General features: G+C 66.3%; 15 protein-coding genes. 6 read left to right on the top strand and 9 right to left on the bottom strand.

What is annotated here, in order from left to right; all coding sequences use genetic code 11:
* Positions 1-295 precede the first annotated feature (295 nt).
* The 9 genes from ACW11F_RS00850 to ACW11F_RS00810 form a co-directional block, all read right to left on the bottom strand.
* Entirely contained in the window at positions 296-2308 is a 2013-nt protein-coding gene (locus ACW11F_RS00850) for an AAA family ATPase (protein WP_456994949.1), read from the bottom strand.
* Positions 2305-2535 (bottom strand): hypothetical protein, encoded by a 231-nt coding sequence (locus ACW11F_RS00845; RefSeq protein WP_456994947.1) that lies wholly within the window; start codon positions 2533-2535, stop codon positions 2305-2307. The genes ACW11F_RS00850 and ACW11F_RS00845 overlap by 4 nt, the downstream gene beginning before the upstream one ends.
* Complete coding sequence (locus tag ACW11F_RS00840; RefSeq protein ID WP_456994945.1) at positions 2532-2810, bottom strand: hypothetical protein; 279 nt, start codon at positions 2808-2810, stop codon at positions 2532-2534. The genes ACW11F_RS00845 and ACW11F_RS00840 overlap by 4 nt, the downstream gene beginning before the upstream one ends.
* The gene (locus ACW11F_RS00835) at positions 2804-3028 is read right to left on the bottom strand and encodes a helix-turn-helix domain-containing protein (protein ID WP_456994943.1); all 225 of its coding nucleotides are present in this window, start codon (positions 3026-3028) and stop codon (positions 2804-2806) included. The genes ACW11F_RS00840 and ACW11F_RS00835 overlap by 7 nt, the downstream gene beginning before the upstream one ends.
* A gap of 95 nt (positions 3029-3123) precedes the next feature.
* Positions 3124-3870: a hypothetical protein gene (locus ACW11F_RS00830; RefSeq protein ID WP_456994941.1), complete on the bottom strand. Its 747-nt coding sequence runs from the start codon at positions 3868-3870 to the stop codon at positions 3124-3126.
* Positions 3867-5186 (bottom strand): tyrosine-type recombinase/integrase, encoded by a 1320-nt coding sequence (locus tag ACW11F_RS00825; RefSeq protein WP_456994939.1) that lies wholly within the window; start codon positions 5184-5186, stop codon positions 3867-3869. Before ACW11F_RS00825 ends, ACW11F_RS00830 begins: the two co-directional genes overlap by 4 nt.
* 342 nt (positions 5187-5528) lie before the next feature.
* Entirely contained in the window at positions 5529-6554 is a 1026-nt protein-coding gene (locus ACW11F_RS00820; protein WP_456994937.1) for a hypothetical protein, read from the bottom strand.
* A 19-nt stretch (positions 6555-6573) separates the two neighbouring features.
* A complete protein-coding gene (locus ACW11F_RS00815; protein ID WP_456994935.1) occupies positions 6574-7482 on the bottom strand; it encodes a c-type cytochrome in 909 nt (302 codons plus the stop codon).
* A complete protein-coding gene (locus ACW11F_RS00810) occupies positions 7479-8840 on the bottom strand; it encodes a c-type cytochrome (RefSeq protein ID WP_456994933.1) in 1362 nt (453 codons plus the stop codon). Before ACW11F_RS00810 ends, ACW11F_RS00815 begins: the two co-directional genes overlap by 4 nt.
* Positions 8841-8996: 156 nt before the next feature.
* Between ACW11F_RS00810 and ACW11F_RS00805 the strand changes: the two genes are divergently transcribed.
* The 6 genes from ACW11F_RS00805 (at position 8997) to ACW11F_RS00780 (ending at position 15481) form a co-directional block, all read left to right on the top strand.
* Entirely contained in the window at positions 8997-9470 is a 474-nt protein-coding gene (locus tag ACW11F_RS00805; RefSeq protein WP_456994931.1) for an NDR1/HIN1-like protein, read from the top strand.
* 18 nt (positions 9471-9488) lie between these two features.
* Positions 9489-11273 carry an acyl-CoA dehydrogenase C-terminal domain-containing protein gene (locus ACW11F_RS00800; protein ID WP_456994929.1) on the top strand — a complete coding sequence of 595 codons (1785 nt, stop codon included), beginning with the start codon at positions 9489-9491 and terminating at the stop codon, positions 11271-11273.
* 131 nt (positions 11274-11404) lie between these two features.
* Positions 11405-12058, top strand: coding sequence for an HNH endonuclease (locus ACW11F_RS00795; protein ID WP_456994927.1), 654 nt, complete (start codon positions 11405-11407; stop codon positions 12056-12058).
* Positions 12059-12221: 163 nt separating this feature from the next.
* Positions 12222-14120, top strand: a complete 1899-nt coding sequence (gene dxs, locus ACW11F_RS00790) for a 1-deoxy-D-xylulose-5-phosphate synthase (protein WP_456994925.1) — start codon at positions 12222-12224, stop codon at positions 14118-14120.
* A gap of 48 nt (positions 14121-14168) precedes the next feature.
* Positions 14169-14594 (top strand): hypothetical protein, encoded by a 426-nt coding sequence (locus tag ACW11F_RS00785; RefSeq protein ID WP_456994923.1) that lies wholly within the window; start codon positions 14169-14171, stop codon positions 14592-14594.
* A gap of 116 nt (positions 14595-14710) precedes the next feature.
* Positions 14711-15481 carry a sterol desaturase family protein gene (locus tag ACW11F_RS00780; protein WP_456994921.1) on the top strand — a complete coding sequence of 257 codons (771 nt, stop codon included), beginning with the start codon at positions 14711-14713 and terminating at the stop codon, positions 15479-15481.

The following is a 15481-nucleotide window of genomic DNA, read 5'->3' as shown; positions in this document are numbered from 1 at the left end:
GCATGGCTTCGGCGTGTTGAATCGGATACGTGCCGGATATATCAGAGCCGCATTGACTGAAATGGCTACACACCGCCGTTTCATTCGCCGTTCGCGGGGACAATGTATCCCCGTAACAGCTTTGGCGGGCCGGTTGCCGATGGTCTGCCGCCTGCCTGCTGGCGGGTCAGGTCAGGTGCGCCCATGCGCCAATGCGCGCCAGTGTTGCGCCAGTGCTGGCCTAGCTGCATGAGCGCGCTCCCAAAAGCGCGCCAATGCGCTAAGGGGTTATAGGGGACGGCGCGGCGCACTTTTTTCATGATTCGTTCAGCCTCGGGTGCGCCAATGCCCAGCGTTCGTGCTGCTTGCGATGGGTGCTGCGGTAGGTCTCACGGGTGATCCGGCGCTCCCGCGACAGGCGCACCAGGGCGGCTTTGGTGCGGCGCTTGCCCTCTGCCTTCCGTAGGTAGTCGGGGAACTCGCCCAGCGATTCCAGGACGTGCCACGCGGTATGGGAGCCGCTAACGGCGGTCGGCACGGTCAGCCCGGCCTGTATGGCGATCTCCAGCAGCCCCAGCACGGTGTCTGCATCCTCTGCGGCCTGTTCCACGTCTGCCGGGCCGATGCGCTGGAACGGCTCCAGCACGCCTTGCGGTGTCCACGCCAGCAGTACCGGGTCGGCGGTTTTGCCGTGTTGGTGCTTTTCGTGGAGTACCTCGACCGTATCGCCAGCGTCGGGGATCATCGCCAGCCGTGAGCGCGCGGAGTTGTGCCACGCGGTGCTGCCCGAGTAGCTGTTACCTGCCGCGCCCGTGAGTGCTGCCGCCTTGTTGATATGCGCCAGCAGGATCAGCCCTGCATTGTTGCGCTTGGCTGTCTGCGCCAGCCTCCGCACGAACTGGCGCACCGCGCGGCGCTCGTTCTCGTTGCCGTCGAATGCATCGGAAGCGTTGTCGATAATGACCAGGTCAGCGCCCGCTGCCGCCGCCTCGACCTCCAGCATCGCCGGGGTTGCGGCCAGCCATTTGCGGCCAAACTCGTTGACCTCTGTCATCAGCGCGGCGTCGGCTTCGGTGCCGTCGACCACGCGCAAGCCATCGGCCACCGCATCGGCATTCAAGCCATGCGCCTGCACGATCTTCCGCAGCCGGTGCCGCACCATCGGCCCGGCATCCTCCAGCGACACGAACAGCACGCGGCCCTGTGACACCTTCCAGCCGTACACGTCCAGCCCGCAGGCGACGTGTGCGGCCAGGGTGAGCGCGAACATGGACTTGCCGGCGCCCCCGTGGCCCCCCAGCAGCGTCACCACGCTACGGGGAACGGTCGGCTCCACAACGTACTGTGGCGGCTCTGGCGGCGCTTGCATCAGGCCGGCAAGGGGAACGTCCACCAGCAACGGCCCGGCGCTCTCCGGCGCCTCTGCGGCCTCTGTCGGCGGCGCCCATTCGCCGCTGCGTAACTTGGCCACCGCGCCATCTAGCGCCCGCTGCATTTCATCCGGCGTGACTTCCCGGCTCCAGCGTCCGCGTTCGGCCTCCTTGAACATCGCCGCGCGCGCCGCCTCCATCGACAGGCCGCGATGCACTTCGTTGGCCATACGCCCGGCCAGCTTCAACACGTCCGCGTGCCGGTCGGCGTTGATCGTGACCTCGCCGGTTCCGTTGCGGGCGGATGGGTGGGACACGCTGTCCGGCCCACGTGCCGCGTTGAACGCCTCGCGCACAACCTGGGCGGAGTAGGGCAGGCCGCCGGATTCATGAAAGATGCGTGTGCGGAACGGTTCGCCCTTGTGGTGCACGAAACCGGGCAGGCGCATCACACGCGACGGATTGCACACGCTGGGGTCACTTCCGTACTTGGCGGCGATGGCCTGCTGGATCGGCTTGAACGCCGCCACCTCCAGCCCGTCGACCAGCCAATAGGCGTGGAACTTGCCCGGACTGGATTGCACGATGATGTGCGGCTCCAGGTCGAAGCGATCCGGCAGCGTGTCGGGCTTGTCGAAGTCTGCGAACACGGCGCGGATGCGGGTGATCTCGCCATCCTTCTGGCCGCCCTCGTTGACCACCACGAACACGCCGCGCCCGTTGGCGTTGTCGATGCCGAGCGAAACGCGCTTGTTGTGGAAGTCACCGGCAAATGCCCTGCCGCCTCCGCCTCCCTTGTCCGCGAACGTGCGGAATTGCCAATCGTCGTTTTCCGGGTCTAGCAGCGCCAGGAATTGCTGCGCCTCGGCCATGCTAGGCTTGTTGTCGACTTCGCCGCCCGCGATAGTCACCGCATCGCCCGGCCCGCCAGCCGGGCTTTGCTTTTGGGGGATGGTCATTCATGCCTCCCTTCATCGATCAGGCGCTCACGGAAGCGGCACACGTACCGGCGCAGCCCTTCCAGCGCGATCAACATGCGGTCGCACTTGTCGCCGGTCGGGCGTGCGTGAAGCTCCTGCAACTGTCCATGCAGGCAATCGGAAATGTCGGCCAGCTCGCGGCGCATGGCTTCCGCGTTCGGGCCGTACAGCAGCCCCAGCGCGGCCAGGTGTTCGGCGGGGGTCATTGCTTGGCCTCCCAGTGATGGGACACCACTTCCTCGACCAGGGATTGCATTCCGCGCATCGCCAATGCGTCCAGCAGCGGCGAAATGGCGTTGACATCGTCGGATGACGTGGCCAGTTGATACATGGCCTGCCGCGCAACGCTTCGCGCGTCGATCTCCGGCTGGGCGTGAACGGTGTTCACGGCGGCGAACGCGTGGAAGTAAAGCGCGAATGCGACAGGGTCGGCCTTTTCAGCGGCCTGCATGTCGGCGCGAACTTCGGAGTAGGTCAGCATGACCGCACCTCCGTCGCTTCCCGCTGTTCCTCAACCCATGCGGCCAGTGCCTCCCGCGAATACAGGACGCGCCCATTGATCGTGAAGTACGGGGGGCCGATGCGATGACGTCGCCACCGCTTCAAGGTTTCATCGGATCGGGACAACCATGCGGCGGCTTGCCGCGTGGTCAGGTTCTCGGCGGCCAAGCTGGCCGGAGTGTTGACCTCGTTTGACACTGTTTCCTCCGCTTACGCCGTGGAATGTGGCGTGCGGGGAAATAGTTGGTGATGCAGGGCATGGCGCGGGAGTGCGCTAACTCGGCTTTGTTGGCCTAGTTAGCGCCCCCCATTGTGATTGGCGGAAGGGGTCGATCATCGTGCCGACGATTCCGCGCAAGCATCCGCTTGATCTTGCTTTCGGGGTCTTTGCCCAACGTGACACTGGACAACGCCAGCAGCGACGGCGCGGCCCGCATGAAGCGGCTGCGGGGTGCTGCGCTTACCCTGCCGATGGCCTTCTCCCAGCCCTCCATCAGCGCGTTGACCAGCCAATCATCAGCGCCACCTTTCGGCATCGGCCCGCCTTTGGAGTGAGTCTCCCAACCTGCCGTCTCCAGCCGTTCGGGCAGTGTGCAAAGCGTTTCCAGCACGTTGCGGAATGCGCCCAAATCAGCACGCTTCCCCAGCGGCCATGCAACGTCCAGGATGCGGCCCTCGGCTGTCTCATCGTGAAGCGCCAGCGCCGAGCGTAGACGGCGCGCTGCGGTGCTTATCGGCTTCGCTGCTGCCGTCACCTGCTTGTCAGTGATCGTTGCAGCCGGGTACTTGGTGCAGTGCTCCATCCACGCGCCAAGCGCGCGCGCGTCCATCGTGTCGCCAAGCTGGGACGCATAGGCATCGCAGAATGGCGTGGACAGCTTGCGGTCGATCTCTGCGACGGCTTCGGCTTCGGTGTCGCCGCCACCTGTCACCAGCATTGGGATAGATGCCCCGCCGACAAGCTCGGGCTTCACGAACACCTCTGCCCATGCCTTGCCGTCGCCGTAGGTCATGGCGCGCACTTCCAAGCGGTCGGTCACGCCGCCACCTCGCGCTTAATCGGCGTGACGTTGTCCGCTGGCGGCTCGCAAAGCATCCGCAGCAACTCCAGCGCCTCGCGCTTCTCATCGCTGAAATCGTGCTTGGCATAGTGGCGATTCTGGACACCGCCCAGCCCATGCGATTGCAGGTGTGCGCGGGTGCTTTCGTTCACGCCTGCCGCCTGTAGCCGGGTCTCAACGGTGATCCGCAACTCGCCAGCGGTGAAGGGTTCCGCAACCTCTCCGGCGGTGAACATGTCGGCGGCAACTTGGGCCACGCGGTGCCGCAGTACGTGGTACTCCGCGCCGGTCTGCCCAGCGTCGATGGTGAACACGTGCTTTCCCTCGCTGCCCTGCATCGCCTCCATTGCCTGCATCGCGTCGGGGATCAGCGGCACGACATGGCGGCGCGCCTGCTTGCGTCGGCCCTTGGAATCAAACAGCGTGAGCGTGTCGCCGTCCACGTTCGCCGTGGTCGCGCGCGCCAACTGCGCCGCGCGCTGCGCCCCGGTCAGCAGGTGAAAGCGCAACAGCGCGCCGTCTGGATCGTCCATCGCGGTGATCCGCTTCCAGTAGGCCCGCAATTCCTCCAGCGAAAGCGCCCGCTTGCCTTGTTCCTCCATCGCTTCGGTGTCGATCTTAGGCCGGTCGATGGTCTCCAAATCCCGCGCGATGTTGGGCAGGCCCGCAAACTTCTTGAACAGGTCGGCATTGTTCGCCTTGCCCTTGGCCTTGGCGGCCATCGTGTACGCGGCACGGATGTAGCTGCGCACCTTTTCCGCCTGCCGGTACTTCTTGGCGCGGATCAGCTTCGCCAGCGGTTGCAGCAAGTCATCCACCGTGACCTCGCCAGCGGGCTTTTTCCACAACGTAGGGCAGGGCGCTTGCACGTTGGTCTCCAGCGCCTTGCGCGTGGCGGCGGCGCTGGGCTTCTTGTCACGCTCCAGCGCGTCGGTGTACGCCTCCAGCAGCGCGCCCAGCGATCCGGTTGATTGGCGTTCCTCTGCGGCGGCGCGCGCGTCCTTGGCCTCTTGCCACGGGTCGCCACCGTCATTGACTGCGGCCCTTAGCGCAATGGCCTTGCGCTTGGCGGCAGACAGGGACAGGGCAGGGGCTTTGCCGTACTGGCCGATGACCATGCGGCGCTCGCGCCCCGTGGCCTTGGCTTGATACACCAGCAGGAACGTTTTGCGGCCAGCGGGTGTGGTCTGGATGGCGAAGCCTCGCACGTCGCCATCGTCGTAATCGATGCGGGGCCGTCCGGGGGTCGGCTCCAGCTTCGCCAGGGCGGAATCGGTGAAAGCGAACTTGGCCATTCGGGGTGTCCTCGGGCTGGTGGCGGGGTTCCCGGTTGTCGGATATGGCCCGGAAATATCCGGCACGTATCCGATAACGGGTGTCCCCGAAGTGACCACCATTTAACACCCATAATCCCTGTGATGCAACCGATACCGCTTAAAAACAGCGGTCTAGCGCATCGGATACATGGTGCAAGTGCTTGATCCGATTGGCGGGGACAACCCCCTAATCCGGGCTTGAAAATCCCCGTGTCGGGGGTTCGATTCCCTCCCCGGCCACCATCGCATCGAAAAGGCCTGCATCGCTGCAGGCCTTTTTCATTTGCACGCAAGCATGTTGTGCCGGCTTGCCGCATGCACTCAATAACTCAGCATCGCCCATACCCCGGCTTCGTTGGTGCGGGTGTTGCGGGCGTCTGAATCCAGCGTGGTGCGCTTGCCGACCAGGCCCAGGCGCAGGTGCGGGCCCTGCTTCCATTCCACGCCAAGCTGGTGGTAACGCTGTTCGCGGCTGGGGTCGAGTCGACGGCTCATGCGGGTACGGTCATGCCGCGCGAACGCCGTCCATTGCGGTGCGATCCGGTAGCTGCCCCAGGCCGACCAGCCGTTGCTGGCGTCCTCCTCGGGGCGCACCACCTGGGTCCAGTTGTCGGCACGGAAATATTGCACGCCGGCGCGACCGCGCTCGCCAACCCAGCTCGCCATCAGGTTCCAGCGTTGCGCGGTGTGCTCACGCTCGCGGCTGCCGGCATCCTGCGCCCGGGTGCCGTGGTAGGCACCGGCCGCCAGTTCCACCGACTTCACCGGGAACCAGCCCACCCGCACTTCCACGTCGGGGCGCTTGCCCAGCCGCGGGCGCTGGAAGCCGGCGCCGGTGACCAGCGATGCGGCATAGCTGACCTGGCCCTGCCGGCCCTTGATGTGGATGCCGTAATCCGCTGCTGCCCCCATGCGGTTCATGGCGATGAGCTGCGGGTCGACGTAGCGGAAGCCTTCGCGCGATTCCTGCGCGATCCATGGGGTGGGCGCACTGCCGATCTGCAACTGCGCGCCATTGCCCAGCTTGCGCTCGAGGTAGGCATGACGCAGCCAGATGTCGGTGGGATCGCTGTTGCGATGCCATTGCACGTCGGTCATGAACTGCGCGGACCATTGTTCGTTGAAACGATGGTCAAGCCGCAGGAACAGGCGCTTGAGGTCGACTGCGAGGCCTTCGTCGGCACTGCTGCGGCCTTCATGCTGGCGATCGCTGGCATTGACGAAGATCGTGGTCGAAAACTTGGTGGCCGGGGCCGGCCTGGCTTCGCCGGCGGCTGCCTGAGCCAAGGCAGGATGGGCCATGGCCAGCAGCAAGCCACTGGCGGCGAGCGGGAAAAGCCTGTTCATCGATTTCTCCGCGCGCGCCTCAGTAGCGCGCGTCCTTGGGTTTGTTGCCATCCGGCCAGTCTCCCGCCTTGCCGGCGAAATCCGGGCGCGGTTTCTGGGTGAAGTAATACGCCACGTCGACCGCGTCCTGGTCACTCATCAGGATCTGGCCCAGCGGTGCTTCCATGCTGACCGCGACCGGCATATTGTGCTTCACGAAGGCCGCCGCCTTGTACAACCGCGCCATGCCCGCGCCGATGTTGAAGGAATCATCACCCCACAGCGGCGGATGGATGTAATCACCGAACTGGTCCTTCATGCCTTCGCCATCGGCACCGTGGCAGGCCGCGCATTGCTGCGCGTAGATCCGTTGGCCGTTGGCAGGATCGGGCTCGAGCGTGTTGTCGATCGGCCCTTCGCTGACCGCCTCGATGCTGTGCCCCTCGGGCAGGCCCTGCCCGAGCCAACCCATGTAGGCCAGCATCGCCTTCATCTCCTTCGACTCCGGCGGCAGCGGATGGCCATCCATCGAGCGCTGGAAGCAGCCGTTGATCCGCTGCACCAGGTCGATCGGCTTGCCCGGCCGCGGCATGAAGCGCGGATAGCGCGCGGCGGCGTTGAGGTAGTGGTTGCTGAACGGGCGCTTGCCCTGCGCCATGTGGCAGCTGTTGCAGTTCAGGCCGTTGCCGACGTTCTCCGGCAAAAGGCGCGCGGTTTCATTGAGCAGGCGGCGGCCCAGCATCACCTCGTCGGCATTGGGCAGCTCGCTGATGCCCGACATGCGCGGTGCCATGTAATCGCCCACACGACGGCCTTCGCCATCGAGCACAGCCAGCGGCTGCGCGGCGGGGGCGTCGAGATCCGGGTTCTGGTAGCGGTGCCAGCCCCAGGCGCCGGCGATCACCACCGCCAGCAACAGCAGCAAGGCTGCAACGGAAGTCTTGTTCATGGTGCCTGCTCCTCCTCGACCTGCACCCCCGGCACGTGGTGGCGCGGCTTGTTGGCGATCACCCGGCGCATGCGGGCGATGTCCACCGGCTTCACTTCGCTGCCGTGGTTGCCCCAGGCATTGCGGATGAAGGTGATGATCTCGGCCAGTTCCTCGTTGTTGACATGGGTGTAGCCGGGCATGGCGAAGGTCATCACGTCATGCCGGGTTTCGGCCATGCGGCCACCGGCCAGGGTGACCTGGATCAGCGAGCTGGGGTCTTCGGCGAACACGATCGAGTTGCCCGCCAGCGCCGGGTAGATGCGCGGTGCGCCACGGCCATCGTTGCGATGGCAGTAGGCACAGTACTCGACGTAGCCCAGCGCGCCGCGCTCGCTGTAATCACCGGCGCGCAGGCGCGCGGTGGTGGTGTCCTCGCGCGGCTCCCAGGTTTCGCTGCGGCCCTTGCGTGCCGGCAGTTGCTTGAGATAGCGCGCCATCGCACGCAGGTCTTCGTCGCTCATGTGCTGGGTACTGTGCTCGACCACGTCGGCCATGCCACCGAAGGCGGCGGTGCGGTCGGTGCGCCCGCTGCGCAGGAACTCGTGGACTTCGTCCTCGGTCCAGGTCGCCAGCCCGAGCCCCTCGTTGCGCAGATTCTTCGCGTACCAGCCTTCCAGCACCGAGCCCGACAGATACACGCCGCTGGCATCATCCTTCAGCGCCTTTTCCTGGAAACCGATGCCGCGCGGGGTGTGGCAGGCGCCGCAGTGGGCCAGGCCTTCGACCAGATAGGCACCGCGTTGCGCCACCGGATCCAGCGACGGATCCGGCTCGAAGCTGCGGTTGCGGGCGAAGAACATCTGCCACCACGCCAGCGGCCAGCGCATGTTGGCCGGCCAGGGAATGGTCGCCGCCGGATTGGTCTGCTCGACCGGCTCCACCGCCGACATGAAGTAGGCATACATCGCCTTGATCTCGTCATCGGAGGCGATCATGTAGGAGACGAACGGCATCGCCGGGTACAGCGCCTTGCCGTCGCGGCGCACGCCACGGCGCACCGCGCGTTCGAAGTCGGCGAAGTCGTACTCGCCGATGCCGGTCCTGGCATCCGGGGTGATGTTGGTGGAATAGATCGCACCCATCGGTGTCTGCATGCCGAGGCCACCGGCGAATGGCTTGCCACCCGGCGCGGTATGGCAGGCGCCGCAGTCGGCGACACGCGCCAGGTACTCGCCCTGGCGAATCAGTTCCGGGTCTTTGACATCGACCTCCAGCTCCATGCGCGGCGCCATCCAGCGCGGTGCCACGGCGGCAACCGCGACTGCCGCCAACAGCAGCAGCACGATGGCGGCCAGGACCATGATCAATTTCTTCATCGGCACCGATTCCTGAATGGCGTGTCGGGCACTCTAACGAATGCCTGTTAACCAAACGTTGAGCACGATCAAGCACTTCCCTGCACGCAGGCGGATTTGCAAGTCACGAGTCAGCGCGGCGCGCTATCCTCGGGACGTCACTGCCAGGAGTCGTCGATGAAAGCACTGCGCATCCTTGTTCCACTTCTCCTTGTCGCCTTGCTTGCCGCCTGCGCCAGCGGCGGCAGCCGGCGGGTATCCGAGCCCGCGGCCAGCATCCAGCAATTGAGCGTGGATGCCAGTGGCGGATGGACGCTCAACCTGCGCCTGCAGAACTACAGCGCGGTGGCGATGCGCTTCGACCGCATCGAACTCGCGCTCGACGTCGGTGGTGCCAAGGCCGGTACCTTGAGCGCACAGCCGGGGCTGTCGATCCCGCCCGAGTCGGCCGACGTCATCGAATTGACGCTGACTCCGGATGCACAGGCACGCCTGCAGGTGGCCGACGCGCTCGCTGCCGGCCGCAGCATCGGCTACCGTCTGCAAGGCCGTGTCCATGCCACGCCCGATGGCGCCGGCATGCGCCAGTTCCAAGTGCAACGCGACAGTGCGCTGAGTCCGGCCCCGGGCCTGCCCGGCGTGTTGCGCTGAGATCGGGAGAGGATTGCGATGAGCCATTACCAGGCACCCCTCGCCGACATGCGCTTTGCGCTGTTCGATGTCTTGCAGGTCGAGTCCACCTGGACTGCGCTGGGGCTGGACGAGGCCGGGCGCGAATTGGCCGATGCCGTGCTGGAAGAAGCCGCACGCTTCTGCGAACAGGTGCTGGCACCGCTCAATGCCGTCGGTGACCAGGGCTGCCGCTTCGATGCCGACAGCGGCGAGGTGAGCACCCCGCCCGGCTTCGCCGCCGCATTCGCGCAGTTCGTCGAGGCCGGCTGGCCCGGCCTCAATGCGCCGCTGCGTTACGGCGGTCAGGGCTTGCCCGAATCGCTGGGTGCCGCGGTCAAGGAAATGATCGACGCCGCCAACCTTGCCTGGGGCAATTTCCCGCTGCTCTCGCACGGCGCCACCGAGGCGCTGCTGCATCACGGCAACGACTGGCAGCGCGAAGTGTTCCTCAAGCCGCTGGTCGAAGGCCGCTGGACCGGCACCATGTGCCTGACCGAACCCCAGGCCGGAACCGACCTCGGCCTGCTGCGTACCCGCGCCACGCCCAATGACGATGGCAGCCATGCCATCAGCGGCACCAAGATCTTCATCACCGCCGGCGAGCACGACATGGCCGAGAACATCGTGCACCTGGTGCTGGCGCGGCTGCCCGATGCGCCCACTGGCAGCCGCGGCATTTCCCTGTTCGTGGTGCCGAAGTTCAAGGTTGCCGAAGACGGCAGCCTCGGCGAGCGCAATGCACTGCGTTGCGGCGCGATCGAACACAAGATGGGCATCCACGGCTCGGCCACCTGCGTGATGAACTTCGATGCGGCGCAGGGCTGGCTGGTCGGCGAGCCGCATCGCGGCCTGAAGGCCATGTTCACCATGATGAACACGGCGCGACTGGCGGTCGGCCTGCAGGGCCTGGGCCTGGCCGAGCGCGCGTGGCAGAACGCATTGGCCTATGCCCGCGAGCGGGTGCAGGGGCGCGCATTGTCCGGCGCGGCCTTCCCCGCGCAGCCGGCCGATCCGATCATCGTCCACCCCGACGTGCGGCGCATGTTGCTGACGCAGAAGGCGTTGATCGAAGGCGCACGCCTGCTCGCCTGCCATGCCTTCGTGCAGGTCGATGTCGCCGCGCATGCGCAGGACGCCGCCGCGCGCGAACGTGCCGATGCGGTGGTCGGCTTTCTCACCCCGATCGTCAAGGCCTGTCTCACCGAATGGGGCAACGAGTGCACCTCGCTCGCGCTGCAATGCTTCGGTGGCCACGGCTACATCAGCGAGCACGGCATGGAGCAACTGGCCCGCGATGCGCGCATCACCACCCTGTATGAAGGCACCACCGGCATCCAGGCACTCGATCTGGTCGGTCGCAAGCTGTTGGCGCTGAAGGGCGCCGGACTGCGTGCGCTGCTGGAAGACGCACGCACGTTCTGCCGCGACGAGGCCGGCAACCCGGCATTGGCCGAACTGCTGCCGCAGCTCACCGCCAAACTGGACGAATGGGAGGCACTGTCCGCGCATGTCGCGAGTGCCGCCGCCCGCGATGCCGAGGAAATCGGCGCGGCGGCGTGGGATTACCTGTTCCACTCCGGCTACGTGCTGCTGGCCTTCTGGTGGGCGCGCGCGGTGGCCGCAGCAGAAGCAAGCGAGCATGCACCCGCCTTCCGCCAGGCCAAGCGCGATACCGCGCGCTTCTACTACCAGCGCATCCTGCCGCGCACGCTGGTACACAAGGCGGCGATCGAAAGCGGTGCCGGCAACCTGATGGCGTTGCCGGCGGATGCGTTCGGATGAATCCTCACTATCCACCCGCGACGTGGCAGCTGCGCGGCGGCTGCTGGCCGCCGGGCAACCATGCGCTGTTGCGACCTTTTGCGGCGCGGACTACACAAATCGTCATGTTTGGCGTATAAGCTTTTGTTTCAATGGGTATCGAACGCGCACGCCTGCGCCAGATCGAAACCGGCCCCGCCACGGGATCGGACAGCCCGGTTTTCTCCCCGCCCCACCCCGCCAGCGTGCGCTTCCTCGCGCTGGATGCGCATGGCCGGGCACTGGAATGGATCCGCTGGCAGGACGCCGCCTGCCTGTATGCACGCGACGCCGTGGCCTGGACGCTGGGCGAGCCGTGCCTGACCGTGCATGGCGGCATTTCGCGCCTGACCGGCCGACAGAGCACGCTGGACCTGCATCCGATCGTTGCCGCGCGCGGCCATGCCCGCGGTCGCGCACTCGACCCCACACCGGCACTGACCAATGCCGCGCTGTTCGCACGCGACGCGCACCTGTGCATGTACTGCGGCCAACGCCCCTCGCGTCAGCAGCTGACTCGTGACCACGTGTTGCCGGTGTCGCGTGGCGGCCGCGACATCTGGGAAAACGTGGTCACCGCCTGTTACCAGTGCAATTCGCGCAAGGGCAGCCGCACCCCGCAGCAGGCCAACATGCCGCTGATCGCGGTGCCCTACCGGCCCAGCTGGATCGAGCATCTGATCCTGTCCAATCGCAACATCCTCGCCGACCAGATGGACTTCCTTGCCGCGCAGATGCCGCGCAAGCCCAGGCGCCGTCTGGACTGATCGACCACAGATGGATGCAACCGCATGGGCGTGCGCCCGGCACGCGCAACGGACTGCGGCTGGCGGCCGGCTACAGCGGCTTGACCGGGAAAATCACCCGGCGGTTGCCTCGACTTCACATCCAGCGCACCCATCGCCTGCGCGGCCACCGTAAAATGGGCGGATGATCGACTCCACGCGTTATCCGCGCCTGGCGCGCATCGATTCCCCCGCCGACCTGCGCGGCTTCGAGGAAGGCGAGCTGCGCGCCATCGCCGACGAGCTGCGCGCCTACCTGATCGAATCCGCGGGCAAGTCCGGTGGCCATTTCGGCGCCAACCTCGGCGTGGTCGAACTGACCACGGCGCTGCATTACGTGTACGACACGCCCGAGGACCGCATCGTGTGGGATGTCGGCCACCAGGCCTACCCGCACAAGATCCTCACCGGCCGCCGCGACGCGATCCACACCGTCAAGCAGAAAGGCGGCGTGGCACCGTTCCCCAAGCGCGAGGAATCCGAATACGACACCTTCGGCGTCGGCCATTCCTCGACCTCGATCTCGGCCGCACTGGGCATGGCAATCGCCGCGCGCCATGCCGGCAGCGATCGCCACGTGGTGGCGGTGATCGGCGATGGTGCGATGACCGCGGGCATGGCCTACGAAGCGCTCAACCACGCCGGCGGCATGGACGAGGAGCCGGACATCCTGGTGATCCTCAACGACAACCGCATGTCGATCTCCGAGGCGGTCGGCGGCCTGACCCGCATGCTCGGGCGCATGTCCGGCAGCAAGACGCTGAACGCATTGCGCGAAGGCGGCAAGAAGCTGCTCGGTGACAAGGACGGCCAGCCGGCGCGCTTCGTCAGGCGCTGGGAAGAACACTGGAAGGGCATGTTCGTGCCCTCCACCCTGTTCGAGGAAATGGGCTTCCACTACACCGGCCCGATCGATGGTCACGACATCGATGCGCTGGTGTCCACGCTGAAGACCTTGCAGGGCCTCAAAGGTCCGCAGTTGCTGCACGTCATCACCACCAAGGGCAAGGGCTACGAGCGCGCCGAAGCCGACCAGATCGGCTACCACGCGGTGTCCCCGTTCGACCCGGAACTGGGCATGGTGTCCAAGCCCGGCGCGGTGAAGAAACCGACCTATACCGACGTGTTCGGCGACTGGCTGTGCGACATGGCCGCGGCCGATGACAAGTTGCTGGCGATCACCCCGGCGATGCGCGAAGGCTCGGGGCTGGTGCGTTTCAGCAAGGAATACCCGGAGCGCTACTTCGACGTCGCCATCGCCGAACAGCACGCGGTGACCCTCGCCGCCGGCATGGCCTGCGAAGGCGCCAAGCCGGTGGTGGCGATCTATTCCACCTTCCTGCAACGCGGCTACGACCAGCTGGTGCACGATGTCGCGATCCAGAACCTCGACGTGCTGTTCGCCATCGACCGCGGCGGCGTGGTCGGCCCGGACGGGGCCACCCATGCCGGCAACCTCGACCTCAGCTACCTGCGCTGCGTGCCGAACATGGTGGTGATGACACCCAGCGACGAGGCCGAATGCCGCAAGTTGCTGTCCACCGGCCATCGCCATGTCGGCCCGGCCGCTGTGCGTTACCCGCGCGGCAGTGGCACCGGCATCACCGCCGGCAACGATCTCGACGGCGTGCCGGTCGGCAAGGCGGTGGTCAAGCGCCGCGGACACCGCATCGCCCTGCTTGCCTTCGGCGCCCCGTTGTCGGCTGCCGAACAGGTTGGCGCGGAGCTGGATCTGAGCGTGGTCGACATGCGTTTCGTCAAACCGCTGGATCGCGAGTTGCTGCTCGATCTGGCCCGCAACCATGAGGGCCTGGTCACGCTGGAGGACAACGTGATCGCCGGCGGTGCCGGCTCGGCCGTGGCCGAACTGCTCGCCGCCGAAGACATCCAGCTGCCGATCCTGCACCTGGGCCTGCCCGATGCCTTCCAGGCCCACGCCAGCCGCGAAGACCTGCTGGCCGAGGCCGGGCTGGATGCGGCCGGCATCCGTGCCGCGATCACCACGCGCTGGCCACGCGATGCACTGCGCGCGGCCGCGAGTTGATCAAGCCCGGCTGGATCGATACGCACGCCCGGTTTTCGGAGATTGATGTTGAACCGCATACACCTTTCCCTGCCCCTGCTCGTCCTGCTGGCGGCCATCACCGCCTTGCTGCCTGCGCCTGCGCGCGCGGATGCTGAAGCCGGCAGCATGCCGTTCGTGGTCGAACAGACCTTCTGGACCCGCCCCGGTCGCGCCGAACAGTTCATTGCGCTGTATCGCAAGACCCGGCTGCCGGTGTTGCAGGCACAAAAGCGCGCCGGCCATCTGCTTGCGATCCGACTCGCCCAGCCACAGCTGGCCGCCGGCAAGGACCAGTGGGACTTCCGCGTGACCCTGACCTGGAAAGATCGCGACGCCGCGCTGCGCTTCGCCGCCGAGGAAGCCGGCGCCGGTCGCCAGGCGGTGGAAGAACATCTGCGCGAGGAGCTGGTGCAGGAGCGCAGCGAAGTGCTGGTGCTGGAATACAGCTACTGACGCACTCGCTGCCGGCGCGTGGCGCAGCGACGCCGCATCCCGCCATCTGATCCGGCGACGCACACCCCGGTTGCGGGCTATGCTGCCGCCATCGTGACGCTGCACGGGCCGTGTTCATGACCACCCCGATCACTTCCGTCACCCTGCCCGACTGGTCGGCCCTGCAGGTGGCGGCCATCGGCACCGCGTACTTCGCTGTCCTCTACTTCGGTTTCGGCCTGCTCGGCTGGTGGCTTTCGCGGCATGCATTGCCGCGCCTGGGCTTCGGTCGCCGGCTTGATCCGCGCCCCTTGCGGCCGGGTCAGTTGCGCCGGGAAATCGGCCGCTCCTGCGTGTCGATCCTGCTGTTCGGCATGGGCGTGTTGCTGCCGTGGTGGCTGCTGCGCAGCGGTATCTCGCGGCTGGTGGCCGAGCCGGGCGCGCTGCGTGTCGCGCTGGAAATCATCGCCCTGTTCCTGTGGAACGAGCTGCATTTCTATGCCTGCCACCGCTTGCTGCACACCCGCCCCTTGCGCCGTTTCCACGCCGAGCATCATCGTTCGCACACGCCGACGCCATTCTCGACCTATGCCTTCCACCCGGTCGAAGCCTTGCTGCTCGGCAGCGTGCCGATCATCCCGATGCTGCTGCACGATTTCAGCGCCATCGCATTGCTCAGCCTGCCGGTGATGAGCATCATGCTCAACGTGTTGGGGCACGCCAATTACGAGTTCAGCCGCCATGCGCCGGCCCGCGGCCCGCTTCAGGCCAGCCGCCGCCATCACCTGCATCATGCGCTCTACCATGGCAATTACGGCTTCCTGCTGGACGTGTTCGACCGCATCGGCGGCACGGTGATCACGCCGGATGCCGCCAACGAACGAATCGCCCAAGGCACAAAGGACTGA

The organism is Luteimonas sp. e5 (assembly GCF_054031035.1).
The sequence above is the reverse complement of the archived record's forward strand: the minus strand, read 5'-3'. Positions and strand labels throughout refer to the sequence as shown.

Excerpts from the sequence above, each read along its gene's own strand:
- ACW11F_RS00810 (WP_456994933.1), bottom strand. The coding sequence starts at position 8,840 with ATGAAGAAATTGATCATGGTCCTGGCCGCCATCGTGCTGCTGCTGTTG.
- ACW11F_RS00815 (WP_456994935.1), bottom strand. The coding sequence starts at position 7,482 with ATGAACAAGACTTCCGTTGCAGCCTTGCTGCTGTTGCTGGCGGTGGTG.
- ACW11F_RS00805 (WP_456994931.1), top strand. The coding sequence starts at position 8,997 with ATGAAAGCACTGCGCATCCTTGTTCCACTTCTCCTTGTCGCCTTGCTT.
- ACW11F_RS00845 (WP_456994947.1), bottom strand. The coding sequence starts at position 2,535 with ATGACCCCCGCCGAACACCTGGCCGCGCTGGGGCTGCTGTACGGCCCG.
- ACW11F_RS00840 (WP_456994945.1), bottom strand. The coding sequence starts at position 2,810 with ATGCTGACCTACTCCGAAGTTCGCGCCGACATGCAGGCCGCTGAAAAG.
- ACW11F_RS00795 (WP_456994927.1), top strand. The coding sequence starts at position 11,405 with ATGGGTATCGAACGCGCACGCCTGCGCCAGATCGAAACCGGCCCCGCC.
- ACW11F_RS00850 (WP_456994949.1), bottom strand. The coding sequence starts at position 2,308 with ATGACCATCCCCCAAAAGCAAAGCCCGGCTGGCGGGCCGGGCGATGCG.
- ACW11F_RS00825 (WP_456994939.1), bottom strand. The coding sequence starts at position 5,186 with ATGGCCAAGTTCGCTTTCACCGATTCCGCCCTGGCGAAGCTGGAGCCG.
- dxs (WP_456994925.1), top strand. The coding sequence starts at position 12,222 with ATGATCGACTCCACGCGTTATCCGCGCCTGGCGCGCATCGATTCCCCC.
- ACW11F_RS00780 (WP_456994921.1), top strand. The coding sequence starts at position 14,711 with ATGACCACCCCGATCACTTCCGTCACCCTGCCCGACTGGTCGGCCCTG.
- ACW11F_RS00820 (WP_456994937.1), bottom strand. The coding sequence starts at position 6,554 with ATGAACAGGCTTTTCCCGCTCGCCGCCAGTGGCTTGCTGCTGGCCATG.
- ACW11F_RS00800 (WP_456994929.1), top strand. The coding sequence starts at position 9,489 with ATGAGCCATTACCAGGCACCCCTCGCCGACATGCGCTTTGCGCTGTTC.